This is a genomic window from Ruegeria sp. HKCCA0235A, from assembly GCF_013033235.1.
Taxonomy (GTDB): domain Bacteria; phylum Pseudomonadota; class Alphaproteobacteria; order Rhodobacterales; family Rhodobacteraceae; genus Ruegeria.
The window spans coordinates 398,344-424,982 of sequence record NZ_WQDQ01000002.1 but is presented as its reverse complement, the minus strand read 5'-3'; the positions used below and the strand labels follow the sequence as shown (position 1 = coordinate 424,982).

General features: G+C 59.8%; 28 protein-coding genes. 8 read left to right on the top strand and 20 right to left on the bottom strand.

Annotation, left to right across the window (positions count from 1 at the left end; all coding sequences use genetic code 11):
* The first annotated feature begins 105 nt into the window (after positions 1-105).
* Entirely contained in the window at positions 106-2,079 is a 1,974-nt protein-coding gene (locus tag GOW56_RS06030) for a lytic transglycosylase domain-containing protein (protein ID WP_171172203.1), read from the top strand.
* On the opposite strand, the gene GOW56_RS06025 is transcribed toward GOW56_RS06030, so the two are convergent.
* Complete coding sequence (locus GOW56_RS06025; protein ID WP_171205304.1) at positions 2,053-2,922, bottom strand: DMT family transporter; 870 nt, start codon at positions 2,920-2,922, stop codon at positions 2,053-2,055. The genes GOW56_RS06030 and GOW56_RS06025 overlap by 27 nt on opposite strands.
* Positions 2,919-3,584, bottom strand: a complete 666-nt coding sequence (gene mnmD / locus GOW56_RS06020; protein ID WP_171205303.1) for a tRNA (5-methylaminomethyl-2-thiouridine)(34)-methyltransferase MnmD — start codon at positions 3,582-3,584, stop codon at positions 2,919-2,921. The genes GOW56_RS06025 and mnmD overlap by 4 nt, the downstream gene beginning before the upstream one ends.
* 55 nt (positions 3,585-3,639) lie before the next feature.
* Between mnmD and GOW56_RS06015 the strand changes: the two genes are divergently transcribed.
* Positions 3,640-4,674, top strand: coding sequence for an FAD-binding oxidoreductase (locus GOW56_RS06015; RefSeq protein WP_171205302.1), 1,035 nt, complete (start codon positions 3,640-3,642; stop codon positions 4,672-4,674).
* On the opposite strand, the gene GOW56_RS06010 is transcribed toward GOW56_RS06015, so the two are convergent.
* The 4 genes from GOW56_RS06010 to GOW56_RS05995 form a co-directional block, all read right to left on the bottom strand.
* Positions 4,666-5,457, bottom strand: coding sequence for an acyl dehydratase (locus GOW56_RS06010; RefSeq protein WP_171119884.1), 792 nt, complete (start codon positions 5,455-5,457; stop codon positions 4,666-4,668). The two genes, GOW56_RS06015 and GOW56_RS06010, sit on opposite strands and share 9 nt — an antisense overlap.
* A 15-nt stretch (positions 5,458-5,472) precedes the next feature.
* On the bottom strand, positions 5,473-6,015 hold the full coding sequence (locus GOW56_RS06005; RefSeq protein WP_171119885.1) for an NADPH-dependent FMN reductase: 543 nt from the start codon (positions 6,013-6,015) through the stop codon (positions 5,473-5,475).
* 132 nt (positions 6,016-6,147) lie between these two features.
* Positions 6,148-6,819 (bottom strand): OmpA family protein, encoded by a 672-nt coding sequence (locus GOW56_RS06000; protein ID WP_171205301.1) that lies wholly within the window; start codon positions 6,817-6,819, stop codon positions 6,148-6,150.
* 126 nt (positions 6,820-6,945) lie between these two features.
* A complete protein-coding gene (locus tag GOW56_RS05995; protein ID WP_171119887.1) occupies positions 6,946-7,638 on the bottom strand; it encodes a YafY family protein in 693 nt (230 codons plus the stop codon).
* Positions 7,639-7,744: 106 nt separating this feature from the next.
* Between GOW56_RS05995 and GOW56_RS05990 the strand changes: the two genes are divergently transcribed.
* Entirely contained in the window at positions 7,745-7,936 is a 192-nt protein-coding gene (locus tag GOW56_RS05990) for a hypothetical protein (RefSeq protein ID WP_171205300.1), read from the top strand.
* A gap of 2 nt (positions 7,937-7,938) precedes the next feature.
* On the opposite strand, the gene GOW56_RS05985 is transcribed toward GOW56_RS05990, so the two are convergent.
* Positions 7,939-8,586, bottom strand: coding sequence for an RluA family pseudouridine synthase (locus GOW56_RS05985; protein WP_171205299.1), 648 nt, complete (start codon positions 8,584-8,586; stop codon positions 7,939-7,941).
* A gap of 96 nt (positions 8,587-8,682) precedes the next feature.
* Here GOW56_RS05985 and GOW56_RS05980 point away from each other — a divergent pair, with 96 nt between their 5' ends.
* Complete coding sequence (locus GOW56_RS05980) at positions 8,683-9,093, top strand: nuclear transport factor 2 family protein (RefSeq protein WP_152459232.1); 411 nt, start codon at positions 8,683-8,685, stop codon at positions 9,091-9,093.
* Positions 9,094-9,095: 2 nt separating this feature from the next.
* Positions 9,096-9,806, top strand: a complete 711-nt coding sequence (locus GOW56_RS05975; protein WP_171205298.1) for an SGNH/GDSL hydrolase family protein — start codon at positions 9,096-9,098, stop codon at positions 9,804-9,806.
* Here the strand turns inward: GOW56_RS05975 and rarD are convergent.
* The 13 genes from rarD to GOW56_RS05910 all read right to left on the bottom strand — a co-directional run bounded on the left by rarD (position 9,797) and on the right by GOW56_RS05910 (position 23,920).
* The gene (gene rarD / locus GOW56_RS05970; RefSeq protein WP_171205297.1) at positions 9,797-10,702 is read right to left on the bottom strand and encodes an EamA family transporter RarD; all 906 of its coding nucleotides are present in this window, start codon (positions 10,700-10,702) and stop codon (positions 9,797-9,799) included. The genes GOW56_RS05975 and rarD overlap by 10 nt on opposite strands.
* A gap of 263 nt (positions 10,703-10,965) precedes the next feature.
* Positions 10,966-13,419, bottom strand: a complete 2,454-nt coding sequence (locus GOW56_RS05965; RefSeq protein ID WP_171205296.1) for an FAD-dependent oxidoreductase — start codon at positions 13,417-13,419, stop codon at positions 10,966-10,968.
* An 89-nt stretch (positions 13,420-13,508) separates the two neighbouring features.
* Positions 13,509-14,486 carry a GlxA family transcriptional regulator gene (locus GOW56_RS05960; protein WP_171205295.1) on the bottom strand — a complete coding sequence of 326 codons (978 nt, stop codon included), beginning with the start codon at positions 14,484-14,486 and terminating at the stop codon, positions 13,509-13,511.
* A gap of 5 nt (positions 14,487-14,491) precedes the next feature.
* Positions 14,492-15,385, bottom strand: a complete 894-nt coding sequence (locus tag GOW56_RS05955; RefSeq protein WP_171205294.1) for a homocysteine S-methyltransferase family protein — start codon at positions 15,383-15,385, stop codon at positions 14,492-14,494.
* A gap of 11 nt (positions 15,386-15,396) precedes the next feature.
* Positions 15,397-16,449 (bottom strand): alcohol dehydrogenase family protein, encoded by a 1,053-nt coding sequence (locus GOW56_RS05950; RefSeq protein WP_152459238.1) that lies wholly within the window; start codon positions 16,447-16,449, stop codon positions 15,397-15,399.
* 12 nt (positions 16,450-16,461) lie between these two features.
* On the bottom strand, positions 16,462-16,938 hold the full coding sequence (locus GOW56_RS05945) for a cupin domain-containing protein (RefSeq protein WP_171205293.1): 477 nt from the start codon (positions 16,936-16,938) through the stop codon (positions 16,462-16,464).
* Positions 16,939-16,953: 15 nt separating this feature from the next.
* Positions 16,954-19,401 (bottom strand): FAD-dependent oxidoreductase, encoded by a 2,448-nt coding sequence (locus tag GOW56_RS05940; RefSeq protein ID WP_171205292.1) that lies wholly within the window; start codon positions 19,399-19,401, stop codon positions 16,954-16,956.
* A gap of 15 nt (positions 19,402-19,416) precedes the next feature.
* A complete protein-coding gene (locus GOW56_RS05935) occupies positions 19,417-19,797 on the bottom strand; it encodes a GFA family protein (RefSeq protein WP_171205291.1) in 381 nt (126 codons plus the stop codon).
* Positions 19,798-19,801: 4 nt separating this feature from the next.
* A complete protein-coding gene (locus GOW56_RS05930) occupies positions 19,802-20,425 on the bottom strand; it encodes a LysE family translocator (RefSeq protein WP_171205290.1) in 624 nt (207 codons plus the stop codon).
* The gene (locus GOW56_RS05925) at positions 20,425-20,994 is read right to left on the bottom strand and encodes a helix-turn-helix domain-containing protein (RefSeq protein WP_152459243.1); all 570 of its coding nucleotides are present in this window, start codon (positions 20,992-20,994) and stop codon (positions 20,425-20,427) included. The genes GOW56_RS05930 and GOW56_RS05925 overlap by 1 nt, the downstream gene beginning before the upstream one ends.
* Before the next feature lie 333 nt (positions 20,995-21,327).
* Positions 21,328-22,077, bottom strand: a complete 750-nt coding sequence (locus GOW56_RS05920; RefSeq protein WP_171205289.1) for a hypothetical protein — start codon at positions 22,075-22,077, stop codon at positions 21,328-21,330.
* Between the two features lie 141 nt (positions 22,078-22,218).
* Positions 22,219-22,674, bottom strand: a complete 456-nt coding sequence (locus GOW56_RS05915) for a GAF domain-containing protein (protein ID WP_171205288.1) — start codon at positions 22,672-22,674, stop codon at positions 22,219-22,221.
* 73 nt (positions 22,675-22,747) lie between these two features.
* Entirely contained in the window at positions 22,748-23,920 is a 1,173-nt protein-coding gene (locus GOW56_RS05910) for an acetyl-CoA C-acyltransferase (protein ID WP_171205287.1), read from the bottom strand.
* Positions 23,921-24,022: 102 nt separating this feature from the next.
* Between GOW56_RS05910 and GOW56_RS05905 the strand changes: the two genes are divergently transcribed.
* The 3 genes from GOW56_RS05905 to ggt all read left to right on the top strand — a co-directional run bounded on the left by GOW56_RS05905 (position 24,023) and on the right by ggt (position 26,626).
* On the top strand, positions 24,023-24,361 hold the full coding sequence (locus GOW56_RS05905; protein ID WP_117872067.1) for an STAS domain-containing protein: 339 nt from the start codon (positions 24,023-24,025) through the stop codon (positions 24,359-24,361).
* Positions 24,362-24,382: 21 nt separating this feature from the next.
* Positions 24,383-24,832 (top strand): ATP-binding protein, encoded by a 450-nt coding sequence (locus GOW56_RS05900; protein WP_171205286.1) that lies wholly within the window; start codon positions 24,383-24,385, stop codon positions 24,830-24,832.
* 216 nt (positions 24,833-25,048) lie between these two features.
* Positions 25,049-26,626: a gamma-glutamyltransferase gene (gene ggt / locus GOW56_RS05895; RefSeq protein ID WP_171205285.1), complete on the top strand. Its 1,578-nt coding sequence runs from the start codon at positions 25,049-25,051 to the stop codon at positions 26,624-26,626.
* The last annotated feature ends 13 nt before the right edge of the window (positions 26,627-26,639 follow it).

Sequence of the window (26,639 nt, the reverse complement as noted above, 5' to 3'; positions counted from 1 at the left end):
TTTTTACGCCGCGGTTCCTCACGTTTCCAGCTTTGTGAGTTGATCCCGGCGACGCACGGTTTATCCTCACAGGCTCTATCCTCGGTTGGTTGGGAAATGCAAGGGATGACACGCTTTCTGGCACTGTTGACTGCTGTGATTCTGTATTCGGTGACTGCGACGCATTCAGCACGGGCAGATGCTGCTGCTGATTTGCGCGCTGGACTTAACGAAATGCGCAAAGGCGACTGGAACGCAGCGTTGCGCGTATCCGGCCAGCGAGGTTCTGTATCGCGCGATATCATTGTCTGGCACTGGCTGCGCGAGGGCTTCGGCAGCTCTGGCGACGTGTTGGTGTTTCTCGAACGTCGCCCGGACTGGCCCGGGCTGGCATGGCTGCGCCGCAAGAGCGAGCCTGTTTTCACCGGTGCCGATCCAGACAGGGTTCTGAAATTCTATGCCGACATGCCGCCTCAGACGGCAGAGGGCGCGTTGAACTATGCCGTCGCCCTGAAAGCCAAGGGACGCATCGGAGAAGCGGAGGCCGACATTGTGACCGCTTGGCGCACCATGCCAATGGGTTCGGGTCTGCAAAAAAGCTATCTGGAGAACTTTGCCAAACTTCTGAAACCGCATCACGCGGCGCGGCTGGACAGAATGCTTTGGGACGGTCATCTTGTAAGCGCCGGACAGATGTTGCCTTTGGTCGGTCCGGACGAACGCAAACTGGCCGAAGCGCGCATAGCATTGCAGAAACGCCAACCCGGTGTGGACACCAAGGTGGCAGCAGTTCCCAAGTCTCTGGCGGATGCGCCCGGGCTGGCCTTCGATCGTTTTGTCTGGCGCGACAAGAAAGAACTGGATGACAGCGCCGTCGATCTGATGCTGGCACGCTCTACCGGGCCTGACGCACTGGGTGAGCCTGACAAATGGGCGGAGGGACGGCGCCGTCTTGCACGGCTTGAGATGCGATCGGGCCGTGCGGCGCGCGCATATGACGTGGCCGCCAATCATCACATGACCCCCGAAATGGGTTACGGCTATGCCGATCTTGAATGGCTGGCCGGTTTTCTGGCGCTTCGCAAACTGAACGATCCTGCCACCGCCGTTCGCCACTTCCAGAACTTTTCGGACGCCGTGAAATCTCCGATCTCGAAAGGCCGTGGTGGCTATTGGCTTGGGCGCGCTTACGCGGCATTGGGTGACGCGGACAAGGCGTATGACGCCTATGCAATGGGGGCCGATTACCAGACCTCATTCTACGGTCTGTTGGCCGCAGAACGGATCGGACGACCGTTTGATGCGGAACTGGCCAATCCGCGTCGCGCGCCGCATTGGCGGCAGGCGGAGTTTGCCGATTCCAGCGTTTTGGAGGCCGGATTGCTGTTGTTGAAAGCCGGAGAAGCAAACCTGTCCGAGCGGTTCCTGACCCATCTGGTCGAAAGCCTTGATCCAGTGCAGGCCAATCAATTGGGCGACCTGGTTATCGAACTGAAACAGCCGCATCTGGCCGTGATGATCGCCAAACGGGCGGCAACGACGGGCACCGTTCTGCCCGCAGCCTATTACCCAGTCCATCCCGTTGCAGATATGCGATTGCCGATGGCCAAGGAAATGACATTGGCCATCGCGCGCCGCGAAAGCGAGTTCGACCCGGTTGTCGTCAGCGGTGCGGGTGCACGCGGCCTGATGCAGGTAATGCCCGCTACGGCCAAGCTGGTCGCGGGCGAGCTGGGCATTCTCAGCGGCCATCAGACGGGACGTTTGACCACGGACTGGCAATACAACGCAAAGCTTGGGGCCAACTATCTTTCCGGTCTGGCAGCCGATTTCAACGGCAACGTTGTGATGATGGCGGCGGGGTACAATGCGGGGCCAAGGCGCCCGATCTCGTGGATGGAACGCTATGGTGATCCACGCACAGGCGAGGTCGATATCGTCGACTGGATCGAGACGATCCCGTTCAGCGAAACGCGGAACTACGTGATGCGCGTGACCGAAAGCCTGCCGGTCTACCGTGCCCGCCTGGGGCAACCCGCCCTTCCGATTCCGTTCTCGCAGGAGCTGATCGGATCATCTCTGGCGGCGTTCGCGCCATAAGGTGAACAAACCTGCGGCTACGACGATGGTTGCGCCCGCCACGACTTCGGGGCGCAACGTTTCGCCAAAGATCGAAATACCCAGGATCGCGCTCCAAACCAGGTGGAAATATGCAAAGGGTTGAACCGCACTGGCTTCGGCCACTTCGTAGCACTTGATCAGCAACCAATGCCCGAACACCCCACTGACGCAAAGCAGCGCCATCCAGAGCCAGTCGTCGTGCGCCATCGGCTCCCAGAACCACATGCCAAACACGGTCATCGCCACGGCACCGGCGACACCGGTCCAAAAAAAGCTGGTCGCCGCGCTGTCCTGGCGGGCGACATATCGCGTCAAAAGACCATAGATCGCAAACAGCAATGCAGAAATCAAAGGTATGACAGCCCACGGGTTGAAGACCCCGGCGCCCGGTTGCAGGATGATCAGAACGCCGATGCAGCCGACACCGATCGCAGCCCATCGCCGCCATCCGACCTTTTCGCCCAGCACCGGCCCGCTCAGCGCGGCGACAAGCAGAGGATAACAGATGAAAACCGCCATACTGTCGATCAGGCCAAGGACCGTAAAGCCGAACACCGCAATGCAGATCTCGGCCGCCAGCAACAAGCCCCGTAGGATCTGCAAACCCAACTGACTTGTCTTTGTGGCCGCCTTCAGCCCACCGGGGGCCCGCGCGGCCAGAGCGATGACAAAAGCCGCAAAGAACCAATAGCGGATCATGACCACCATGTAGGTGTTGTAGGTTCCGGCCAGATGGCGCGAGATACCGTCCTGCAAGGCAAAGACAATTGTCGCGCCCACCATCAAAGCGATGCCCGCGCCGACATTGTTCTTCTGGGTCATGCTTTGTGTGCCCGTGTCATGTGCCGCTTGCGACCATAGCCGGGCATGCGGGTTACCTTGAAACCTGCACTCTCAAGTCCCCGGCGCACGAAACCTGCGGCCGTATACGTGGCCGCGGTACCGCCCGTGACAGTGTGGCTTGCCACGTCCTGCAACAGGTCCGCGCCCCACAATTCGGGGTTCTTGGCTGGTGAAAACCCGTCGAGGAACCAGGCATCTGCCATTCCGTCCCAGTTCGGCAATGTCTTGCGTGCATCGCCGATCACCACCTCAAACCGAAGCGAATCCAACATACATGTGCGCCCTGTCCAATGCGCCAAAAACCGGCTGCTCCACGGATGCAATTCGGGAAAGGCCCCTAGCGCGCGCTGCATGTCGTCCGGTGCCATGGGAAAGGCTTCGAAACTGGTAAAGCGCAATGGCCCTTTCTGGCCGGATGCCTCCCATTCCGACCAGGCGGCCAGCAGGTTCAGGCCGGTGCCGAAACCCAACTCGGCAATGTGAAACCCCGGCGCAAACCGTGCAGGCAAGTCATTTCCCGCCAGAAACACATGGCGCGTCTCTTCCAGCCCGTTCTGCAACGAGTAATATGGGTCGTCGAAGCGGTCCGAGACCGGTATCTGATCTTCGGTCCACGTCAATTCGGCGCGCTGGTCTGCCATTGGGGAATCCTGTAGCTAAGCGGCGCGACACTGAACAAGGAAAAGGGAATTGGCAATGGTCGATGTGACGGTTCGCGGCGCAGGAATTTTCGGCCTGTCCATCGCCTGGATTTGTGCGCGCCGCGGTGCGAAAGTGCAGGTCGTCGATCCGTCCGGTCCCGGCGCCGGGTCCAGCGGCGGTCTGGTCGGCGCATTGGCCCCGCATGTGCCGGAAAACTGGAACGCCAAGAAAGCATTTCAGTTCGACAGTCTGATCATGGCTGAACCGTTCTGGCGACAGATCGAAGACACCGGCGGGGTTTCTCCCGGCTATGGCCGGCTGGGCCGCCTTCAGCCGATCCCGGACGCGCGTGGTCTGGAACGGGCCCGCCAGCGCGAAGGCACCGCAGATGAGCTTTGGCAAGGTCGGGCGGAATGGCGTGTCATCACCACGGCCCAAGCGGGTTCATGGTGCCCACCCAGCCCCACAGGCTTTGTCATTCGCGATACGCTGACGGCACGAATGCACCCCCGGCGGGCCTGTGCCGCGCTGGTCGCAGCCCTTGAGGTCATGGGCGTCCACATTGTCAGTGATGCCGAGGACAAGGGGCAGGTCATCCACGCCACGGGCCTTGCAGGATTGCAAGAACTGAACGACGCCTACGGCAAGATCGTCGGAAATGGTGTCAAAGGGCAGGCCGCCCTGTTGCGCTTCGACGCGGGGGAAGTGCCGCAACTATTCGCCGACGCGATTCACATTGTCCCGCATGCTGACGGAACACTTGCGATCGGATCGACCTCGGAACGGAATTATGAGGACCCGACCAGCACGGACGAAGCTCTGGACGACGTGATAGACCGCGCCACGCGCGTCCTGCCCCTGTTGCACGGGGCCGAGGTGATCGAACGCTGGGCCGGCGTGCGCCCGCGCAGCAAAAGCCGTGCGCCGATGTTGGGCGCCCATCCCCTGCATCAGGGGCAGTTCATCGCCAATGGCGGGTTCAAAATCGGTTTCGGCATGGCCCCCAAAATCGCCGAGGTCATGGCCGATCTTATGCTTGAAGATCGGGATACGATCCCTGATGAGTTCCGGCCCGAAGCCTCATTGTGACTGCACGACGGCTTGCATGCATTGCCGCCCGCCAGGGCCGCGCACCCACATGTTTTCACCCCTCCGGCACAACTGGGCAGTTTCGAAATGCATCAATGGCGAAGTCGCGCGGAACGAAAACGAGGCGAGCGGACCGATCAGGTCAACCGCGAAAAGCATCAGAAGCTGCGCCAGAAGCGGCCCGTGCACGACCAGCCCGCCATATCCTTCAACATCGCGCGCATAGTCCAGATCATAGTGAATACGGTGGCCATTGAAGGTCAGGGCCGAGTATCGAAACAACAACGTTGAATCGAACCCGACTTCGCGGCAATCGGTCTCATCGGTGCGCGCTCTGGGCGGTTGGGGCATTTCAGCATCCGGCGCAGGATCTTCGCGATAAACGAGATCCTGCCACTCTGTCACGCGCAACTGACCGTTCTGCCAGATCTCGTGCCGCAAAGTGACAAAGCCCAACGGGCCGGACCGCCCTACCTTGGCGCTTTGACTTTCAAGAACCGATTTCTTTTCGGCGGTGATCCCTGCGATCAGAGGAACGTGAAAGGTCAACCGCCCGCCGGCCCACATTCTGCGCGGCAATCCCATATCCGGGATCAGGCCCCCAACCTTGGGATGCCCATCCCGACCCAATTCGGCGGCCGGTTGCGGGGTCCAGAAATAAAGCCGATGGAAGAAGGGCGGCAATTCCGAACCACTGGCGATCGACGGCACACCGCCCAGCGCCACCTGAAATGCGGTCGCGCGGGCCGGATCCAAGAGATCGGTCTGTCGCTCTTGCGTCATTTGCCTGACCCGCGATCAGAAACCGGCCTCGGCCCGGAGTTTCTGCATCAAGTCATGCAAAGACTTTTCGTACCGGTCCGAACGCAGCTTTCCCTGATCGTCGAATTCGTTCGAACTGTTCGCCAGATGGATTTCGGGCCCTTGCAGGATGCGCGGCTGAAATGGAACCATACAGGCCCGCAGGATCATCTGCGCGCGTTCCCCGCCTGCACGACCAGCGGCCGCCGACATTACCGCAACCGGTTTGTCGGCCCATGGATTGCCTTGCGTTCGGCTGACCCAGTCCAGCGCGTTCTTCAGAACGCCTGATGGACCCTTGTTGTACTCAGGTGTCGAAATGATCACAGCATCGGCCTGTGCGATCTGATTGGCCAGCGTATGAACCGCCTCAGGAATCCCTTCGCCGTCTTCCAGATCACCATCGTAGAGGGGCAGGTTCAAATCCGCTTCGACAAAGCTTGCCGGATCGAACAACCGAGCCGCCTCGCGCAGAAGCTTACGGTTGGTCGCGTTCTGGCGCAGGGACCCGGACAGGCCAAGAAGGGTCGGTTGGGACATCAGGAAAGCTCCGTTTCTGTGTTTGTCGCAAGTTAGACCGAGTTCACCCTGATCCAAACCCCATTTGACGCACAGTCATTGCGCAAACCGAACCGCCCATTGGGCGGCCCCGCTGTTCATGCCGCGCAGTGGTTACGCGTTTCCGCTGGGCACCACGACAATCTCGACACGCCGGTTTTGCGATTTTCCTTCGGGCGTCAGGTTGGACGCGACAGGGTTGTTTTCGCCCTGCCCGATCGTGCGAATGCGGTTGTGGCTGACACCGTTGGCCTGAAGGATGTCGGCCACGGCATTCGCGCGACGCTCTGACAGGCCCTGATTGTAGGTTGCGTCTCCGTCGCTGTCAGTGTGCCCGATGATCTGCACGTTCGAATTCGGGTAGTTGACCAAGTTCTGGCCCACTTTCACCAGATCAGACCGCAACGCCGGGCGCACGGTCGAACTGTCGGTGTCAAAGGTGATGTCATTCGGGACCGTCACAATCAGGCGATCGCCTGCGTTGACGATTGTAATTCCGTCATTTGCCAGTTGTTGACGCAGCTCCGCAGCCTGCTTGTCCAGTTGGTTGCCGATCACGCCGCCCCCGGCAGCACCGATTGCAGCACCGGCCAACGCGCCCAGACCGGGGTTCGAATTATTGGCAATCGCCCCGATTCCAGCGCCGACCAGCCCACCCAGAACGGCGCCCTGTTTGGCGTTCTGGTTCGGGTCGTCTTGTACTGTCAGCGTGCCCGGGTCGGTACAGGCCGCCAACACAAGGGCTGAACACAAACCTGTGGCCACGAAAAACTTGGAAATCGTCATGATATCACCTTCTGCTCCAGCACCCGTTATTCGGGCGTGCTTCGTTTTCCGCAGTATATCACTGGGCAGGCTTGGCGGCTCAAGCAACAATGCGGTGAAGTCGGCGAATACCCGCCAAACACGTATTCAAACCGCTTCTACGAACGTTTCTGCGTTCTGTTGCTCCTGCCAGAGCTCGCGCAATGACCCGCTTTGTCCTGAAAAGCTATCTTCGGTGCATTCACTGGACCAGATACGGTCGGTGCGGAAATGGCGAAACCCGTTGCGCAGTTCGCACCAGCCTGCCAGCATCGTGCATTCGATGTGATAGATCAGCGCCACAGGGCGCACGACCCGAACCGTGCGTTCGCCTTCGCCATCTTCATAGGTGATACGGATTTTCCGCTCTGCCCTGATGGCTTCGCGGTAATGCGCGATCGAAACGCAACCCTTGTTTGGATCATCCGCCGGGGCACCCCATGGGGCAACCTGCAACCAATCCGCTGGGCAATGCAATGCGTCGATCTTCTGGCATATCCGGCTGGCGGCCCTTTGCAGGTGACTGTCGCCGGTACGCGCAAGAAGAGACAGGCCAACCCACAAGGCCTCAACTTCTTCTGCATCGAAATTGAGCGGCGGCAGATCGTAGCCGCGCCGCATCACGTACCCGATACCGGCCTCACCTTCGATGGGCGTCCGTTGCGCCTGCAACTCGGCAATATCCCGATAAACCGTGCGCACGGACACCTCCAACCTTGCGGCCAGCGCCTCTGCCGTGACCGGAGCGCCCGCAGCCCGCAGGATCTGGATGATTTCAAACAATCGGGTCGAACGGCGCATTGCATCCTCCTGTCAACATGCTGACATCCTAGCACACCCCACTGACAAGAGGGTGTCAGGAATGATGGGCCAGATTGGAATGGCATCGAAAGAAGGAGCACGAAAAATGCCATACCTCGACACCCATGTCATGATGACGCTCAGGTTGGGGCAATGGTCTCAGGACCATACCCTGCGCGCCTTCGAGATCGAGCGCGAAATCGCCATGGCCCGGCAGTGCAAGCAGCCCGTATCAAAGAAACGATCCAGACGATTTTCGCTGGGAAATCTGAAGATGCTCCGGACCAGTACGGCCTGAGATCAGAACTCGGGCCGGGCCCGAAACTTCATCGAAACCCCACCTTCCGGGTGTTTCAGACGCAGTTCTTCTGAATGCAGCATCAATCTGGGGAAGTCCAGCGCATCGCCCGTCGCATAGAATGGATCGCCCAGGATCGGGTGGCCCAGCGCCTGCATATGAACGCGAAGTTGATGAGACCGGCCCGTTTTGGGAAACAGACGCACACGCGTCGTATCGCCTTCGGTCTTCACGACACGCCAGTCCGTCACGGCAGGTTTGCCCGTCGCATGGCAAACCATCTGTCTGGGCCGGTTGGGCCAGTCCACGATCAGAGGCAAGTCCACGGTGCCGGTCTTAGGTTCCAGCTGCCCCCAGACACGGGCGACATAGGTTTTGCGGGTCTGACGCTGCTCGAATTGCATGCTCAGGTTGCGCTGCGCGTGCGGCGTCTGGGCAAAGACCATGACACCGGACGTGTCCCGGTCCAGCCGGTGCACCAGCAGTGCTTGTGGAAATGCATCCTGCACCCGGGTCAACAGACAATCTGACAGATTCGCGCCCCGCCCCGGAACCGAAAGCAGGCCCGATGGTTTGTTCACCACGATCAGCTGTGCATCTTCATGCAACACATCCAGTGGGGTTTGAGGGGGATCATAGGTGTCGTTCATGCAGGGTGCCTATCCCAGCTCGTGACCTCCCGCAACGTCGTCCTTGCATGCCCGCCCATGTTCGGTGACCTTCTCTTCAAAAGTGGAGGAGATGCCATGCACCCGACAATTGAACGCATGCAAGAGGTTGTCGCAAAGGGCGATGAGGCCTTGATCCATCAGCTCCTGGCCGAAGATGTGCAGTTCCTGCCGCCCACATACTACAGCACCTGGACAGGGCGCGCACCGGTCGCTGCCGTTCTGGGGCATGTCGGGCAGGTGTTTTCAGATTTTCGTTATCGGCGCGTCATGGGCGACGGGAAAGACTGGGCATTGGAGTTTCAATGCAAAGTCGGTGATCTGGATGGTATCGGCGTGGATCTTGTTACGTTGAACGACGATGGGTTGATCCAGGTTTTCGAGGTCGTCATGCGCCCCTACAAAACGGTAGGTGCCTTGCGCGATGCCATGATGGCGCGGGTCATGACAGACGCTCGTTTTCTGGAATTCAAAAACGCGCTGAGCTGACAATGCCTCGTTCACTGGCTGCCGATCAGATTTTGCGGGTTCCCTTGCTTCCGGTGCTTGCCGCGCAGGGCCTATCGGTACGCAGGAACGCGCAGTTGCTGCCGGAACCGACTGGCCCGCGCGAAGGCCGCACAGGGCGCGGGCCGCGTCTGCGGCTTCTGATCACCGGTGACAGTTCGGCAGCCGGAGTGGGCGCAGGCACGCAGGATCAGGCGTTATCCGGCAATCTGGTCAACCGTCTGGCCGGGCACTATGCGGTCGAATGGCAGCTGGAAGCGACAACCGGGCACACCACCCAGGACACGATCGACCGTCTTTCGCAAATGGAAGGCGAATTCGATGCTGTCGTTACGGCACTCGGCGTCAATGATGTCACCCGGGCTGTGACACGCCAGCAATTTGCGCGCCGCCAGACCCGCCTTATCCGCTTGCTTTCAAAAAACCTGGGGGCTCGTCGCATCGTCGCAACCGCAGTCCCGCAGATGAACAGGTTTCCGGCCCTGCCTCAGCCGCTGGCCTGGGTGCTTGGATGCCAGGCCGCGCGCCTGGATCAGGGGTTGCAAGAGGTTGCGGCTGCATTCCCGCATGTTCAACACCTGCCACTCGACCTGCCGGACGATCCGGCATTGGCTGCACCGGATGGCTATCATCCCAGCCCCCGGGCGTATGCGCTTTGGGCGGATGCAGCCGCGCGCCTGTTGCTTCAGGCCTGACCGCGCGCCTGCCGGATCATAGGGATCGAGTAAACGACCAGAGCCGCCCAGATCAGTGGGAATGCGATCATCCGGCCCGTGTCAATCTTTTCGCCGAACAGGGTTATCGCTGTAATGAAGATCATGGTCGGTGCGATGTATTGCAGGATGCCCATCGTGGACAGGCGCACCAGTTTGGCGCCGTTTGCATAGACCAGCAACGGCACCGCCGTCACGACCCCTGCACAGGACAACAACAATGTGTCCGTCATCGCGACACCGAAATGACCAGTGCCCCGCACACCCAGAAAGGTGACATAGACCAGTGCCGGAATCAAAAGGATCAGGACCTCAAGCAGGAAACCCTGGTTCGGCCCAATCGGCAGCGAGCGCTTGAAGAACGCGTAGAATCCCCAGCTGATCATCAACCCAAGAGCCGCCCAAGGCAAACGACCGGCTTCCACCACAAGTACTACCACACCCAGCGCGGCCAATCCGACCGCGAACAATTGTGTCCGTGTCAGGGGTTCCCTCAACAGGATTGCCCCCAGCGCGATACTGAATAGGGGGTTGATGTAATAACCCAACGCCGCATCCAGTGCGTTGCCCGTGGAAATGGCCCATACGTAAATCGCCCAGTTCACGGAAATAAGCGCTGCTGTCAAAGCGGCCATACCCAACATCTTCGGATTGCCAAGCGCGGCCTTCAGATCCCGGGTTCGGCCCAGGACAACCAGCAACAACCCGGCCACAGGCACTGACCAGATAACACGGTGCGCCACAACCTCGACCGCGCCCATATGATCCAGCGCTTTCATGTACAGAGGCAAGAACCCCCACAGGACATAGGCCGTGACTGCCAGCGCAAGCCCCTTTGGTGTGTCCGTGTTCTGTGAAGGTAGAAGCGTGTCTGCCACATCGGGTCTCCGGTTGATACCGGTTCGGTTTAAGGCAGAAATGAACGGGTTGAAAACTCTGAAAACAGTGAAGTGTCACATAACAATGTTTGATGAGTTGTCAGACCACGCTTTTCACGCGAGGTCTGAAATGCGAGGCTCTGCCTCGCGCTCCGGGATATTTGTGGCCAGATGAACAAGGGGCACCAATCTTCATCTGGCCGAAAATATCCCGGGGGAGTCGCCGAAGGCGGCGGGGGCAGAGCCCCCACCGAACCCCGTGGTCACACCTTGACCCGTTCGGATTTCGGGTCATACATCGGCTTGAGCGACGCCTCGGCCCGGACTTTCGTGCCACAAACGTCGATCTCGTAAGTCGAGGCCAGAACGTCCGCGGCCTTCTCCCCCTCGCACGGCACGTAACCCAAGCCAATCGCACCTCCCAGCGTGTGGCCATAGTTGCCCGAGCTGAGATAGCCTACATACTCGCCATCGCGGACGATCGGTTCATTGTGGAACAGCAGCGGCTCGGGATCGGTCAGGCGGAATTGCACAAGGCGCGATTTCGGGCCGCTTTCCTTGCGCGCAATCACCGCCTCGCGGCCGATGAAGTCGCAGCCCTTGTCCACCTTGACGGCAAAGCCCAGCCCGGCGTCCACCACGTGATCTTCGCAGGTGATGTCATGGCCGAAATGGCGGAAGCCCTTTTCGATCCGGCAGCTGTCCATCATGTGCATGCCGCACAGCTTCAGCCCCATGTCCTGCCCCGCCTCGTGCAGCGTTTCAAAGACGTGGCCCGCCATGTCGGATGAGACGTAGATCTCCCAGCCCAGCTCACCCACATAGGTGACGCGGTGGGCGCGGGCGAGGCCCATACCGATCTCGATCTCCTGCGCGGTGCCGAAGGGGTTTGCCGCGTTCGAGAAGTCGTTGGGCGAGACTTTCTCCAGCAAGGCCCGCGCATTCGGACCCATCACCGCCAAAACGCCTTCACCCGCCGTGACGTCGGTGATGACCACGTTGAAATTGCCCGAACGACGCATCATCCAGGTCTGATCCGCCAGGCGCGTCGCCGCCGGGGTGACCACCAGATAGGCGGTCTCGGAAAGGCGGGTGACGGTGACATCCGCCTCGATCCCGCCGGAACGGTTCAGAAACTGCGTGTAGACGATCTTGCCATTGGGCACGGCATAGTCGCCGCCACCGACATAGTTCATGAACTTCTCGGCATCGGGGCCCTCGACCCGGATCTTGCCGAACGAGGACATGTCGTACATGCCCACGTTTTCGCGCACAGCGCGGTGTTCGGCGGCCGAGTTCTCGAACCAGTTCTGACGCTTCCAACTGTAGTTGTATTCGCGTTCCTGCCCTTCGTTGGCGAACCAATTGGCGCGCTCCCACCCGGCCAGTTCACCGAACACGGCACCGTGTTCATTCAGGTGGTGGTGGAATGGCGTCCGGCGCACGCCGCGCGCGGTGGCTTTCTGGCGATAGGGGTAGTGGTCGGCATAGAGCAGGCCCAGCGTCTCCTTGGACCGTTCGAAAAGATACTGCTTGTTGCCCTGGAAGGGCTGCATCCGGCTGATGTCCACATCGCCCAGGTCAAAGGGTTTTTCACCTGTGTCCATCCATTCGGCCAGCGCCATGCCCGCGCCGCCCGCCGACTGGATCCCGATCGAGTTGAAGCCGGCGGCGACCCAGACGTTGTCCATCTCGGGCGCAAGGCCAAGGTGATAGGCGTCGTCGGGCGTGAAGCTTTCGGGCCCGTTGAAGAAGGTGTGAATGCCTGCCTCGGCCAGCATCGGCATGCGGTTGCAGGCGGCCTCGAGGATCGGTTCGAAATGGTCGAAATCCTCGGGCAGCTGGTCGAATTCGAAACTGTCTGGGATGCCCTCCATCGCCCAGGGCTTGGCGTTGGGCTCGAAGGCACCCAGCAGAATCTTGCCTGCATCCTCCTTGTAATAGGCGCATTCGTCCGGCACCCGCAGAACCGGAAGCTGCGTCAGGCCGTCGATGTTCTCGGTCACGATGTAGAAATGTTCGCAGGCGTGCAGCGGGACGTTTACGCCCGCCATTCGGCCAACTTCGTGCCCCCACATGCCGGCGCAGTTGACCACCATGTCACACTCGATATGGCCCGAGGCGCTGCCGTCATCGGCCACCCAGTCCACGCCGGTCACGCTGCGGCCCTGTTTGACGATATCGGTGACCTTTACCCGTTCCTTGACGATGGCGCCGCGCTGGCGGGCGCCCTTGGCCAGAGCCAGCGCGATGTTGGCCGGATCACCCTGCCCGTCCAGCGGCAGATAAACTGCACCCTTGACGCCCTCGAGATTGATATGCGGATACAGTTCCTGCACGCGCTCATTCGAGATTTCTTCGACCTCGACGCCAAACGCCCGCGCCATCGCAGCCTGACGATAGATTTCCTCTTTGCGTTCCTCGGTCAGCGCCACGGTGATCGACCCGCAGCGCTTGAAGCCCGTGGCGACACCGGTTTCCTCTTCGAGTGAGCCATACAGCTCCTGACTGTACTTCGCCAGCTTGGTCATGTTTGCGGTGGCGCGCAGCTGTGCGATCAGACCCGCTGCATGCCAGGTGGTGCCACTTGTCAGCTGCTTTCGCTCAAGCAACACGACGTCTTTCCAACCCTTCTTGGTCAAATGATAAGCGACCGAGCATCCGATGACGCCACCGCCGATGATGACCGCTCGGGCCTTGCTGAGAAGATCAACCATCCTGAAATCTCCGCTGTGTCAGGTTTGGCATAGGTTGCCACGGAAGATCGACAACAAATGCACCAAAAACGTCACGAAATCCGCAGTTTTCACCGATGTGATGCCGCTCGCTTTTGCCGACGTACGACAAAGGGCGTGACCCCGAAGAAGCTTTTGTAAACAGACGAAAACCCGTTCGGAAAACCACAGGCCAAACCAATTTCGCGTACGCTCATCGTGGTGTTCAGCAACAGGTTATTTGCCTTGGCCAGTCGCATTTCCCGGTAGAATCCGTTGGGAGTGGTTCCAAAAAAGGTTTTGAACTTACGCTCGAGGGACCGGTTCGACAGGTGCAGCGATTCGACGATCTGATTGATCGGCAGGGGGTCTTCGATATTGGCCTGCATAAGCTTTATGCACTGATCCAGCTTCGAATCGCCTGTCGCCGTCAATTTGGCGCCCGAGAATGGCTGCATCGAAGCGAAATCGCGGATATTCTCATGCAGCATGATGTCGGCCACGGTCATCTTCGCAGGCCCCGAGATATGGCGCCCGATCACCGCCAAGGCGATATCCGTCGTGGCCTCCATCCCGGCACATGTCACAACCGCGCCCTTTTCGGTTGCGATCGACAGTTTGGCTTCGAACCGGGCGCCGCGTTCCCGCAGGAACGATGCGTTTTCCCAATGGGTTGCCAGGTCGGCTGTTCCCTGCTCGTCGATATAGCGGCTGGCGGCTTCGGCCAGCAGGAACACCTTGGCGTCCCGGAAGGTATAGTCCGACACCACCCGCCCCAACGACAAATCCGGATGGTCCGGGTCTGAATTGCCGATTACGAACAGGTAATCCGCCCTTGGCTGTGACGGCACCGCTTCTGTTTGAACCACGGCGTTACTGCTGCTGGCAATCGGGCCACCTTTGAGCGAGCGATAGGTGAAGGTGAACGGAGGGCTTGGGCATACGCGGTTGGCCAGCCTCAATACCTCTACCAACGACGCCAGCTCCAACAGCACGAAACCCGGCGCGACAAGGATGTCGAAATGCCGGATGGCCTGTTTTGGAGCGTCCGAAGTAGATTCTGCCGCCATTTTCTTCAAACGATGTTATGACCGGCGGCCCGCAACCGGTTCGCCAGTTCTTCGATATGATCCGGCCCGATTTCGCAGCACCCGCCAACAATCGTTGCCCCCTGATCGATCCACCGCATCACCTGATCCGCATAAGCCCCGGGGCCAAGGTCATGCCGTTCTTGCAGGGCATCCACGGTCGGCGCATCCTGAAGGAAGCCATCCGAAATATGCGTGAAACCATTGGCGTAGGCCCCGTATGGCCGATTCACGCCGGACAGAACCTCCAGCGCCGCCGGGATCGCCTCGGGGCGGGAACAGTTGATCAACACGGCATCGGGTGAAAACTCTTCCACCAGCGGAGCAATGTCCGCCAACGCTTCGCCGGACCTGAGAAGGCTGCCATCGTCATCATTGACCGACAGGGACAGCCAAACCGGTTTTCCGCATCCGGCCGTGCCACGCATTGCGCCCTCGGCTTCCTGTATCGAAGATACGGTCTCGATCAGAAACAGATCGACCCGCGCGGCCATCATGGCCACAAGTTCGGCGAACTTTTCAGCCGCGTCCGCAGGGTCCGGGTTAAGGTCGGGGCGATATGAAGCGAGCAATGGCCCCAGTGCACCCGCAATCCGCCCCCCGGTTTCCGTTCGGGCACGTACGGCCTGTGTCAGGGCGGTGTCGATCAGGGTAGGCATATGATCCTCCATCCCCACCCGCACCAGACGAGAGCGATGGACGGCATAAGTATTGGTTGTCGCGACCGTCGCACCCCGGCTGAAATAATCGCGGTGCACTTCCGCGACCAAATCGGGGTGATCGATCATCACGCGCGTCGACCACAGCGGTGTCGCCCGGTCGCCACTGCGTTTTACCAGTTCCTGCCCGATAGAGCCGTCCAAAAGAGTGATATCCGCCATGTCATTACTCCTCAGGGCACCAATACCAGTTTTCCCGGAAGAGTCTTTGACTGAAAATCAGCCTGTGCAATACCAATATCCTTCAACGGATAGGTCCGGGAAACCAGTGGCTTGATCCGTCCGGTATTCACCAGTTCAACAAGACGGTCAAAGACTTCGGGCGCCTGGTGCGTGCACCCATGTATGGTGATGTCGCGCAGATATATGTCCCGCAGATCAGCTTCGACAATCGGGCCTGCTATTGCCCCCGAAACGGCATAGTGCCCGCCGGATTTCAGGGAAAGGATCAGCGATGGCCAGGCCGGGCCACCCACAACGTCGATCACCACATCGAACATATCCTGCGGAAGCGGGTCGTTCCGGTCAAACGTATTCTCGGCCCCCTGGGATTTCACGATCTCGGCTTTCGTGCCCGCTGTTACAGCCCAAACCGACGCCCCGCGCAGGGCGGCCAGTTGCACCGCCGCCAGCCCGACGCCACCCGAGGCGCCGGTGATCAGCACCTTGTGCCCGGCAGTCACGCCTGCGCGGGTCAGCAGGTTTTCCGCCGTCCCGAAGGCGCAAGGAATGGCGGCGATTTCCACATCCGAAAGGGGCGAGGCGCTGACGTCATAGAGATCATCGGCTTCAACCAGGCAGTATTGCGCAAAAGCCCCGTCGATTTCGGAACCCAGCGCAATGAAGCCCTGCGGGTTTCCCGGGCGCGGGCGCGGCAGGTTTATCGGACAGGTCACGCGCTGCCCGGGTTTGAAGGCAACACCCGGCCCAACCTGTTCCACGATGCCGCAAAGATCTCCGCCCTGAATGCGGGGAAAGTGCAATGCACCGCCCCAACCGCCCGCTTCGACCTTCTGATCAACGGCATCCGTCGCGCCGGTGACGTCCGAGGAATACCAACCGACCCGTGTGTTGATATCCGTGTTGTTCACGCCTGCGGCGGCGACCCGAACCAGAACTTGCCCTGCCCCGGGTTCAGGAACCGGGATATCATCTCGCCATTCCAGAACTTCGGGGCCACCGTGACCCGTCAGATAGACACCGGACATCGTCTTTGGAGCATTCATTTCGCTGGCTTCTCAGGTCTGGTCGTCGGGATGGGGCGGAACCGGTCCCATCGGCACGATGTCATATCGGGCATTCAGGTCGGCCATCTTGGCCTCGTCCTCGAAATCCGCCGGGGTCATGCTTGCCAGTTCCGCAAGGAAACCATCAAACCCGGATGGTTGAAAGATCATGAGCATCCGTGCCGGTTTTTTGTCGGCAACCCGGCAGGCATGCGGCACACCCGCCGGAACATGCATGGTGGTGCCCGGCGTGCACAGGTGCCAGTCTCCGTCGACATAGAAATCCACGGCGCCCTCGAGAAAATAGAAAGTCTCGGCGTGGCTGTCGTGGCGATGAAGGCCAAGCGCGAAGCTGGCCTTCAAGTTGTCTTCCATCAGGGTGTACGCCCCGCCCGTGTCCTGACCGGAAACCTTCACGAAGGTATGGTCGTTCTCCCAGTCATAGTTAGGACCCTCACCGGATCCCTGCTTGGAATATCGCGGGCGCATATGGGCCTCCTTGTGTCAGGCGCGCAGCCGCTCGTTTATGGGATCCCACAGCGGCTGATCCTCCTGTACCACGGCGCGACACTTTTCGCCGTAGATTTCCACCTCGAGCTCGGTGCCCGGGTTGGCCAGATCGGCCTTGATCATGCCCAGCGCGACGGACTTGCCGACACGATAGCCCCAGGCGCCAGATGTGGTCTCGCCCACGATCTGATCGCCCTGCCAGATGCAGGACATGTAAGGCGCATCGCAGTCACCGGCCTCGACGACCAGCGTAACGAAAGACTTCTTCACTCCACGCTGCTTTTCGGCCAGCAACGCGGCCTTGCCCGGGAAGTCCTGCGGCTTGTCGAACTTGATGAAGCGCTCCAGCCCACCTTCCAGCAGCGAGTAGTCGGTGCTCAGATCGCCCTTCCACGCGCGGTATCCCTTTTCGATGCGCAGGCTGTTCAGCGCATACATGCCAAACGGCTTGGCCCCGGCGGCAAGGATCGCGTCATAGATCGCGGGCATGTGCTCGTTGAGCGCATGCACCTCCCAGCCCAGTTCGCCGGCGAAGGACACGCGGATCAGGTGGGCGGGCTGTCCGGCCACGGTGGCCGCCTGATGGGTCAGCCAGCCCAGCGAGAGGTCGGCATCGGTCAGACCCGACAGGATCTCGCGCGATTTCGGCCCGGTCACGATCAGCGTGTCGCGGGTGGTCGTCACGTCCTCGACCGTGACGCCTGCAGGCATCGCGTTCATCAGGATGTCGCGGTCGTGCCATTGCGCGGTGGCGGCGGTGATCATCACGAAATCATCCTCGCCCAGTCGCATGCAGGACATCTCGGTCAGGATGCGGCCACGGTCGTCGGCGATGTAGACCAGGTTGATCCGCCCGACCTTGGGCAGGCCACCGGTGACCAGCCCGCGCAGCGCCTCGGCCGCGCCTTCGCCCTTGACGATGAAGCGCGAGAAACCCGGCAGGTCGAGCACGCCGCAATGGTCGCGCACGGCCTCGCATTCTTCCTTGATCCGCTGCTCCCACGGGCCGGACCGGCCCCAGGTGTGGGTGCTTTCCTCGGAGGTGTCATCGCCCGGTTGCGCGAACCAGTTGGCGCGCTCCCAGCCGTTGTAGACGCCCATGACGCCGCCCAGTTCCTTGACCTTGGCGTGAACCGGCGACAGCTTCTTGTCGCGCGCGGCGGGCCATTCATGATGCGGGAAGTGCATGGCGTATTCGTTGCCGTAGACCTCCATGCCCTTTTGATTGCAGTAATCCTGATCGGTGTAGTCGGTATAGCGGCGGGGATCGACGGCCCACATGTCCCATTCGGTGGCGCCATCCACGATCCATTCGGCCAGCACCTTGCCAGCGCCGCCGCCTTGGGCGATGCCGAAGGTGAAGGTATGCGCCTCGAAGGCGTTCTTGACGCCGGGCATCGGGCCAATCAGCGGCAGGCCGTCGGGCGCATAAGGGATCGGCCCGTTGATCACGCGGCCCACGCCCGAGGTCGCCATCAGCGGCACCCGCTCCATCGCGTCGGTGACGATGTCCTCGATCCGGTCCAGATCGTCGTTCCACAGCTGGAAGCTGAAATCCTCGGGCATCGGGTCGTCCTCGGTCATCCAGTGGCCCTTGCAGTTGGGCTCGTATGGGCCAAGGTTGAAGCCGTGCTTTTCCTGTCGCAGGTAGTAGGAGATATCCACGTCGCGCAGCAGCGGCAGCTTGCCACCGTTTTCCTTCGACCAGGCCTCGACCTCGGGGATCTCGTCAGTCAGCAGATACTGGTGGCTCATGACCATCGCTGGCACGGTGCGACCACCATAAGGCTTGAACCATTCACCCACACGCTGCGCGTAGTAGCCGGCGGCGTTGACGACATAGTCGCAGTCGATATCGCCCTTTTCGGTGTGGACGGTCCAGGTGCCGTCGTCATGCTGGCTCACGCCTGTGGCAGGGCAGAACCGAATGATCTTCTGGCCCATGTCACGCGCGCCCTTGGCCAGCGCCTGCGTCAGCTGCGCCGGGTCGATGTCACCGTCGGTCGGGTCATACAGGACTCCCTCAAGATCATGAGTTTCCAGGAAAGGGTAGCGTGCCTTGGCCTGCTCCGGCGTCCACATCTCCATCGGAATTCCCTGATAGCGACCCATCGACATGGCCCGCTGGAACTCCTGCATCCGTTCCTTGCTGTGCGCCAGACGGATCGACCCCGAAACATGGTAGTTCATCGGATAGTCGACCTCTTCGCCCAGACGCGAATACAGCTCGGTCGAATAGCGCTGCATGTTCATAATCGCCCACGAGGTCGAAAAGGTCGGAACGTTACCGGCCGCGTGCCAGGTCGAGCCTGCGGTCAGTTCGTTCTTTTCCAGCAGAACGCAATCGGTCCAGCCTTTCTTGGCCAGATGATACAGCGAGGAAGCCCCCACCACACCGCCACCGATGATGACCACGCGGGCTTTTGTCGGAAAATCACTCATGTGTCTTGGTCCCTGTTACTGTGCCCGTTGGGGCAGATCGTCCGTGATGTCGTAATAGTCGCCCTTGTCAGCCACAAAGATGTGCTTCGAGAGCTTTTGGCCCGTGGGCGCATCGAACGCGCCCATGGCAATCGAAATCGTGTCCTCTTCGGTATGTTGCCAGAAGAGAAATGAGCCGCATTTGTTGCAAAACCCGCGCCGTGCGATGTCTGATGCGCGAAACCAGTTCAGCGTGTCGCGGGCCGAGAAACTCAGATTGTCCTGATGGGTCGTGGTCGAGGCCCAGACATGGCCGGATTGCTTTCGGCACTGCCCGCAATGGCAGACCGAAGGTGGAGAAAGGTCTCCGTCGATGGTGAAGGTAACTGAACCGCAAAGGCAGGACCCTCTGTACATAAGACTACCCCCTTGCCGCAGGCGCGGTGCTGGTTCCCAACGACACGCCGTAGATTATGAAACAGGCCGCCATCACCCGGCGCACCCAGATGTTGAACACTGCGCCCAGCGCCGCCTTGCCCATCAAAGCGCCCAACACGGTAAAACCGGTATAGCTGAGCGTTGTGATGAAAAGTGCGGTTGGCATGATCACGACCATCTGCTGCCAGATCGGCACGTCCGGCTGCACGAATTGCGAAAACGCGGCCAGATAGCCCGCGACGCTTTTTGGGTTGATCGTGGCCACTGCCAGCGCGTGCAGATAAACGTGCCGGGCCGGGCGTTCCGAGACCGGAGCGGGCTTGCCGGCATTCATCCATCCCCGCACGCCCAACCAGATCAGAAAGCCCGCGCCGACCAGCTTGGCTACGAAAAACCCGGTCGGAGAAGCGGCAATCAGGGCTGTGACGCCCAGCGCGGACAGAATCAAAAACATGCTGGCCTGCGTCAGTATGGCCAATACACCCATCATGGCCTTTGGAAACGGCAGGCTCATCCCGTTCGAGATGCAGTTGACCGCGTTCGGCCCCGGTGTGGTGACGAATACCACCCAGAACAACGCGAAAATGGTCCAGGCCTCGAATGACATCAGTACACCGGCGGAGCAATGACCCAGATGGCCACAGCAGGCTCTTCATAGGGGTTGGCCCATTGATAAGGTTCATGTTTGATCCGAAAACTGTCGCCTGGCCCCACGAGGAATTCACGCGACCCGATCGTCAGGTTCAATCGACCTGAAATCATATAGCCCACTTCCTGAGTCGGGCGGTTGGCCGGTGTCTGCATCCGTGAATTTGGCTCGAACGTGGAATGCACCATTTCGAAATCATCGGTCAGATCCGGCGACAGCAACTCTTCGATCAGGCCTTCTTCGCCCGACCCCATCGGGCGACGCGACCCGGCGCGCACGACGTAGCCCTGTTCGTCTGCTGGGGCAGCGGAATGCGCAAACAGCATCGACATTGGCACGCCAAGGCATTCTGCAATCTGGCGCAGGTCCGAGATTGAAGGCTCGGACAAATCGCGCTCTACCTGGCTCAACCAACCGACAGAGCGATCCAGCCGAGTTGCGATCTCGGTCAGGGTCAACCCTCTGGCCTTGCGCAAGGCCCTCAGGTCAGCACCAAGGGTCGCGCTTTGGGGGGCTTGGCTGTTCACAGGCCGCTCCGAATCTCGTGAAATTCTTCCTTCGTTTTTCACGATGGAGCAAGTCGGTGAAATTTCCAAGCGTTTTTTCACGCCCGGTTTCAATGGGGTGTCGATCCTCATCGTGTGCGAAAGACAGAATTGAGGACCAGCAGGCGCACAGGCCCCTGAAACACCAGAAAAACCGCAGGGGCGCAGCAGCCGAATTTCAGTTTTTGCCGTACAAGGGCTTCATTTCAAAAAGACAGCACATATCGTTCCCCCGTCGCGCTGCGGCGACATGGGAAACCCTTCGCGACAGAAACAGGTCCGAAAAAGCCTGAACCGTGCAAAGCCCGTCCGGCTTTAGAATTGAAGGCCGGCAAAGACCTTCACTTCGTCCAACACGTGTTGAGGCCAACGACGGGTGAAACTGTCGGCGATCGTTTCGCGCTTTTCCGGCTCAAGCCCGGCAAGCAAGCTGGGAAATCGGCGGCGATTTCTGGGCAGCGTCCACATTTCGATACCATTTTCGAAACAGTAACGGGCAAAACGCACGTCGACGAATTTCTCGCTGCCTTCCATGTATTCCAGTGTCGGGAACAGCGACCCGGACACCATGACGGTTCCGGTTCCCAGCTGGTGTACCCTGGTCGAGTAGGTCAGCCGTTGGTTCATACGCAACAACGTGCGCTGCCGTATCGACCTGGGCGTCGGGTTTGTGAACGTCGTGGCATGATAGCCGAAGACACGTTTTTCCAGTCCGACCCCCCGCGCCCGGCGTATGGTCTGACGGACATAGTTGTCCGCATATTCGATATCATCGTCGACCAGAAAAACGGTATCTGCCGGATCCGGCTGGAAAATGAACTTGCCGACATCCTTGTAATCCCGGTCAGGGATCACGGCGGTGACGTTGTCGAACTCGCCCAGAAAATCGGGAACTTCCTGATATTCGTTCAGGCAGATGAAAACTCTGTCGACCTGATGCGCGATGCTTGCCACCGAATGGGGCAATACGCCGATGCGATCCGGGAATGTCGCCATATGGGCGCGTCTGATCCCTTTTGGAGGCGCTTCATCCGCGACCGTCGGATTGATGTCAGACTCTTGCATCCCTGAGAAACACCCCAAAACGAAACTTCGCTAAGGATTTTGATAGGAGATCGCTTCGAAGCCTGCAAGACGAAGTCAGCCGGGCCGTTCAATCGCCCGGGAATCCCTTGGGTTGATGCACATCCGCAACGACCGCAACGGTCAGTGCCCGGCAAACACGGCGGTCAAAATGCCTTCCAGATTTCGCGCATCCTGTTGCGTGAAAGCATCCGGCTGGTCGCTGTCAATGTCAAAAACGGCGATGACTTTTCCCGACGAATCCCGCACGGGCAGAACCAGTTCGGACCGAGTTGAACTGGCGCAGGCGATGTGACCCGGAAACGCATCGACATCCGGCACCAGTTGCGTTTCGCCCGTTCTTGCCGCAGCACCGCAGACGCCCCGTTCGAACGGGATGACCAAACAACCATGCCCACCCTGATAGGGGCCGATCTTCAGAACGCCCGGTTCGGTGACACGGTAAAACCCGGTCCAGTCAAAACGATCGTCGGAATGGTGAACCTCGCAGGCGACTGTGGCCATAAGAGCAACCTGGTCCGTTTCGCCTTCGGTCAGGGCCGCGATGGTTTTGGCAAGCGTTTCATAATCGGCAGTCATTGATTGCAACCCCTTCGGATGGTCGGGGGCACGGCCCCCGAACCCCCCGGAGTATTTGGAAAAAGATGAAGGGTCAAACGCGTTCGATGGCAATGGCCGTGCCTTCCCCCCCGCCAATGCAGATCGCCGCGACGCCCCGTTTGAGGTTACGTTTTTCCAGCGCATTCAACAACGTAACGATGATGCGGGCACCAGAGGCACCGATGGGATGGCCCAGGGCGCAGGCGCCGCCATTCACATTCACCTTGTCTCGCGGCAAGCCCATTTCGTGCATGAATGCCATCGGCACAACCGCGAAGGCCTCGTTCACTTCCCACAGGTCGACGTCATCCTTGCTCCAGCCAATGCGTGACAAGAGCTTCTGCGCCGCCGGAACCGGAGCCGTCGTGAAAAGGCCGGGCGCCTGAGCATGACTCGCATGCCCCAAAATCCGGGCCCGAACCGTCATGCCCTGCGCTTCGGCGGTTTCTGCCGACGCAAGGACCAGCGCCGCCGCGCCGTCCGAAATCGAAGACGAGTTGGCCGCGGTCACCGTACCGTCCTTGCGGAAGGCAGGCTTCAGCGTCGGGATCTTCTCGGGGCGGGCGGATTTTGGCTGCTCATCTGTCTCCAGCAGAGTTTCACCCTTGCGCGTCCGGACGGTAACGGGCGTGATTTCCTGATCGAATGCACCATTTTCCTGCGCAGACAGCGCGTTGGACAAAGATTGCAGCGCGTATTCATCCTGTGCTTCACGGGTGAACTGATGCGCCTCGGCACAGTCTTCGGCGAAAGTCCCCATCAGGCGGCCTTTGTCATAGGCATCTTCAAGGCCATCGAGGAACATGTGATCAACCACCTGGCCGTGGCCAATGCGGGCACCGCCGCGCATCTTGGGAAGAAGATACGGCGCGTTGGTCATGCTTTCCATGCCGCCCGCAACCATCGTATCTGCGTGACCCAATGCAATTTGGTCAAAGGACATCATGGCGGCTTTCATCCCCGAACCACACATTTTGTTCAGCGTCGTGGCGGGAACCTCTTCGCCCAATCCCGCCGCGAATCCGGCCTGCCGCGCAGGTGCCTGGCCCTGCCCCGCCGGCAAAACGCAGCCCATCAGCACTTCGTCGACCGTCTGCACCCCTGCCTGCTGCAAAGCCGCGCGGATTGCTTCGCCCCCGAGGTCAGCCGCAGCAACACCGTCAAACATGCCCTGAAACGCGCCCATCGGTGTACGGGCGGCCCCTGCTATTACAACGTCTCTCATCCGGGTTTTCCTCCTGCTTTCGGGCTCTTGAATACCGAATGGTAAGAATTGCCGTCTAGCGTATTTCTACGACTCAATTTCAGTTTGGAAGGCGGCAGGATCATGGGGCTGACCAGCAAGACAACCGGCGAAACTCAGATCATCACCGTTCATGCCGACCGGATCGATGCTGCAATGGCCATTCAGTTCAAGGAAGACATGCGCGCCAATACCGAGGACAGCGCTCATCGCGTTGTGCTGGATCTGTCCGATGTCGAGTTCATTGACTCCAGCGGTCTGGGTGCAATCGTTGCCTCCATGAAACAGCTGGGCAAGGATCGGAGGCTTGATCTGGCCGGATTGCAGCCAGTGGTCGAAAAGGTCTTTCGCCTGACACGCATGGATACGGTTTTCAGGCTTTTTGAAACACTGGATGACGCGTTGTCAGAGACAGACGCCTGACGGCAGCAGGGGATAGATGGCGTGGAGCCGATTGAAAACAAGACCTGTCTGGAAGTGACCTTCCCTGCGACGGAATCAGAGGCCAGCGAGGGCATTGCAAGGCTCAGCGTCGGTCTGGCGGAACGGGGATTGCCCCCGCATAAAGCCGGTGATGTGAAGATTGCTTTGGCTGAAGCCATCAACAACGTCGTGGAACACGCTTACAATGGCATCGCCGCGGCCAAGGTTCAGGTCACCTGCAGATTGGACAGGGATCTTCTGGACATCTTGATCTCGGATACGGGGCGCCCGCTGCCTGGATACCGACTTCCGGATGGCACCCCCGCTCCGATTGGAACGGATCTGCAAGACCTCCCCGAAGGTGGGTTCGGCTGGTTCCTGATTCATCGCCTCACCAGTGATATCAGGTACGAGCGGCGCGGGGGATGCAACCGTCTGTCCCTGCGGTTTGACTTTGAACCCAACGGGTGATCGACCATAATTGGTCACAATAAGGTCATTTTCGAAACATTGTCGCGCCGCAAACAACCGCCATACAGTGACTCGTAGCTCAGATAGCTTCCCTCGGCGCCACATATCACAGCCCCCACCCAGTGAATGGCGCCGAGGAACTTCCCATCCTGAAATCGCTGGACAATCGCTGATCAGTGAATAGCTTTCTCTTGTTCCAACGAGAGAGAATTCGCCATGCGTGATCTGCATAATCCGGGCCGATCCGAAGTTTTTGCCACGCAAGGCATGTGCGCGACGTCGCATCCGCTGGCGGCCAAAGTGGCCATCGATATCTTGGGCCAGGGCGGCAACGCGATGGATGCCGCGATTGCCGGGGCTGTTCTTTTGGGGATTTGCGAACCTCAGATGACCGGATTGGGCGGCGATTGCTTCGTTCTGTTCAATCGCGCCGGCGAAAGCAGGATACGCGCACTCAACGGATCGGGTCGCGCGCCGGCTGCCGCGCACTCCCAGGTGTTGCGCGATCAGGGCCTGTCATCCGTACCTTTGAATGGGCCGGATGCCGTGACCATTCCCGGAGCCGTCGATGCCTTCTGCCACCTGGCCCAGACCGAGGGTCGCCTGGGGTTGGGCGCGATTTTGAAACCGGCGATTCATTATGCTGAAGCGGGTGTTCCGGTGGCTCCTCGGGTCGCTTTCGATTGGAAATCGGGTGCCGCAACACTTCAGGGCGCCGCCCGCGACCACTATCTGATTGACGGGCAAGCCCCGTCGATCGGGCAGGTTTTCCGTGCGCCGGGACAGGCGGAGGTTTTGCGCCAGATCGCGGCCCACGGTCGCGACGCGTTCTATTCAGGTGAAATCGCCGATGATATGATCACCGCACTTTCGAAAAGGGGTGGTGTCCATTCCGCTGAGGATTTTCATCACACAAGATGTACTGAAACGCAGCCGATACATGGGGCCTACAAAGGTGTGGATTTGGTGGAACATCCGCCGAACGGCCAGGGCGCAACCGCGATTTTGCTGCTGAATATCCTCAAGCATTTTGACATGGCCTCGATGGATCCATTCGGAGCAGAGCGTATTCATATCGAAGCCGAGGCCACCAAACTGGCCTATGACGCTCGAAACCGGTTCATCGCGGATCCCGACCACATGGCAAGAGTGGAGCGCTTTCTGGATCCGGATATCGCTGCCAGACTGGCTGCTTTGATCGATCCCCAAAAGGCGATGCCTGCTGCGGCGCCTCTGACCGAAGCGGTTCACAAGGACACGGTTTACATAACAGTCGTCGACCGCGACCAAATGGCTGTTTCGTTGATCTATTCGATCTTTCACAGCTTTGGGTCCGGTATCGCGTCGGAAAAATACGGCATATTGCTGCAAAACCGCGGGGCTGGATTCACATTGCAACCCGGCCACCCCAACGAACTGGGCGGCGGCAAACGCCCGATGCACACGATCATTCCGGGAATGTTGGCGCAGAACGGTCGGGTCACGATGCCGTTTGGTGTCATGGGCGGTGCCTATCAGCCAACCGGACACGCGCGTTTCGTGTCAAATCTTACCGATTTCGGGCTTGGGTTGCAGGAAAGCATCGATGCGCCGCGCGCTTTCTTCGACGGATCGGTTCTGAAACTGGAACGTGGGTACAGCGAGGCAATCGCGAAACAATTGTCCGATATCGGCCACAATATTGAAGTGCCGGAAACACCTCTTGGCGGAGCGCAAGCGATCCGAATCCGGAACGACGGCGTTTTGGAAGGCGCCAGCGACCCACGCAAGGACGGCTGTGCGCTTGGATATTGATCTGCGGCAGACC

What these genes read in the sequence shown, in the direction of transcription:
- GOW56_RS06030 (WP_171172203.1), top strand. Translation starts at nt 106, where the DNA reads ATGACACGCTTTCTGGCACTGTTGACTGCTGTGATTCTGTATTCGGTG.
- GOW56_RS06025 (WP_171205304.1), bottom strand. Translation starts at nt 2,922, where the DNA reads ATGACCCAGAAGAACAATGTCGGCGCGGGCATCGCTTTGATGGTGGGC.
- mnmD (WP_171205303.1), bottom strand. Translation starts at nt 3,584, where the DNA reads ATGGCAGACCAGCGCGCCGAATTGACGTGGACCGAAGATCAGATACCG.
- GOW56_RS06015 (WP_171205302.1), top strand. Translation starts at nt 3,640, where the DNA reads ATGGTCGATGTGACGGTTCGCGGCGCAGGAATTTTCGGCCTGTCCATC.
- GOW56_RS06010 (WP_171119884.1), bottom strand. Translation starts at nt 5,457, where the DNA reads ATGACGCAAGAGCGACAGACCGATCTCTTGGATCCGGCCCGCGCGACC.
- GOW56_RS06005 (WP_171119885.1), bottom strand. Translation starts at nt 6,015, where the DNA reads ATGTCCCAACCGACCCTTCTTGGCCTGTCCGGGTCCCTGCGCCAGAAC.
- GOW56_RS06000 (WP_171205301.1), bottom strand. Translation starts at nt 6,819, where the DNA reads ATGACGATTTCCAAGTTTTTCGTGGCCACAGGTTTGTGTTCAGCCCTT.
- GOW56_RS05995 (WP_171119887.1), bottom strand. Translation starts at nt 7,638, where the DNA reads ATGCGCCGTTCGACCCGATTGTTTGAAATCATCCAGATCCTGCGGGCT.
- GOW56_RS05990 (WP_171205300.1), top strand. Translation starts at nt 7,745, where the DNA reads ATGCCATACCTCGACACCCATGTCATGATGACGCTCAGGTTGGGGCAA.
- GOW56_RS05985 (WP_171205299.1), bottom strand. Translation starts at nt 8,586, where the DNA reads ATGAACGACACCTATGATCCCCCTCAAACCCCACTGGATGTGTTGCAT.
- GOW56_RS05980 (WP_152459232.1), top strand. Translation starts at nt 8,683, where the DNA reads ATGCACCCGACAATTGAACGCATGCAAGAGGTTGTCGCAAAGGGCGAT.
- GOW56_RS05975 (WP_171205298.1), top strand. Translation starts at nt 9,096, where the DNA reads ATGCCTCGTTCACTGGCTGCCGATCAGATTTTGCGGGTTCCCTTGCTT.
- GOW56_RS05965 (WP_171205296.1), bottom strand. Translation starts at nt 13,419, where the DNA reads ATGGTTGATCTTCTCAGCAAGGCCCGAGCGGTCATCATCGGCGGTGGC.
- GOW56_RS05960 (WP_171205295.1), bottom strand. Translation starts at nt 14,486, where the DNA reads ATGGCGGCAGAATCTACTTCGGACGCTCCAAAACAGGCCATCCGGCAT.
- GOW56_RS05955 (WP_171205294.1), bottom strand. Translation starts at nt 15,385, where the DNA reads ATGGCGGATATCACTCTTTTGGACGGCTCTATCGGGCAGGAACTGGTA.
- GOW56_RS05950 (WP_152459238.1), bottom strand. Translation starts at nt 16,449, where the DNA reads ATGAATGCTCCAAAGACGATGTCCGGTGTCTATCTGACGGGTCACGGT.
- GOW56_RS05945 (WP_171205293.1), bottom strand. Translation starts at nt 16,938, where the DNA reads ATGCGCCCGCGATATTCCAAGCAGGGATCCGGTGAGGGTCCTAACTAT.
- GOW56_RS05940 (WP_171205292.1), bottom strand. Translation starts at nt 19,401, where the DNA reads ATGAGTGATTTTCCGACAAAAGCCCGCGTGGTCATCATCGGTGGCGGT.
- GOW56_RS05935 (WP_171205291.1), bottom strand. Translation starts at nt 19,797, where the DNA reads ATGTACAGAGGGTCCTGCCTTTGCGGTTCAGTTACCTTCACCATCGAC.
- GOW56_RS05930 (WP_171205290.1), bottom strand. Translation starts at nt 20,425, where the DNA reads ATGTCATTCGAGGCCTGGACCATTTTCGCGTTGTTCTGGGTGGTATTC.
- GOW56_RS05920 (WP_171205289.1), bottom strand. Translation starts at nt 22,077, where the DNA reads ATGCAAGAGTCTGACATCAATCCGACGGTCGCGGATGAAGCGCCTCCA.
- GOW56_RS05915 (WP_171205288.1), bottom strand. Translation starts at nt 22,674, where the DNA reads ATGACTGCCGATTATGAAACGCTTGCCAAAACCATCGCGGCCCTGACC.
- GOW56_RS05910 (WP_171205287.1), bottom strand. Translation starts at nt 23,920, where the DNA reads ATGAGAGACGTTGTAATAGCAGGGGCCGCCCGTACACCGATGGGCGCG.
- GOW56_RS05905 (WP_117872067.1), top strand. Translation starts at nt 24,023, where the DNA reads ATGGGGCTGACCAGCAAGACAACCGGCGAAACTCAGATCATCACCGTT.
- ggt (WP_171205285.1), top strand. Translation starts at nt 25,049, where the DNA reads ATGCGTGATCTGCATAATCCGGGCCGATCCGAAGTTTTTGCCACGCAA.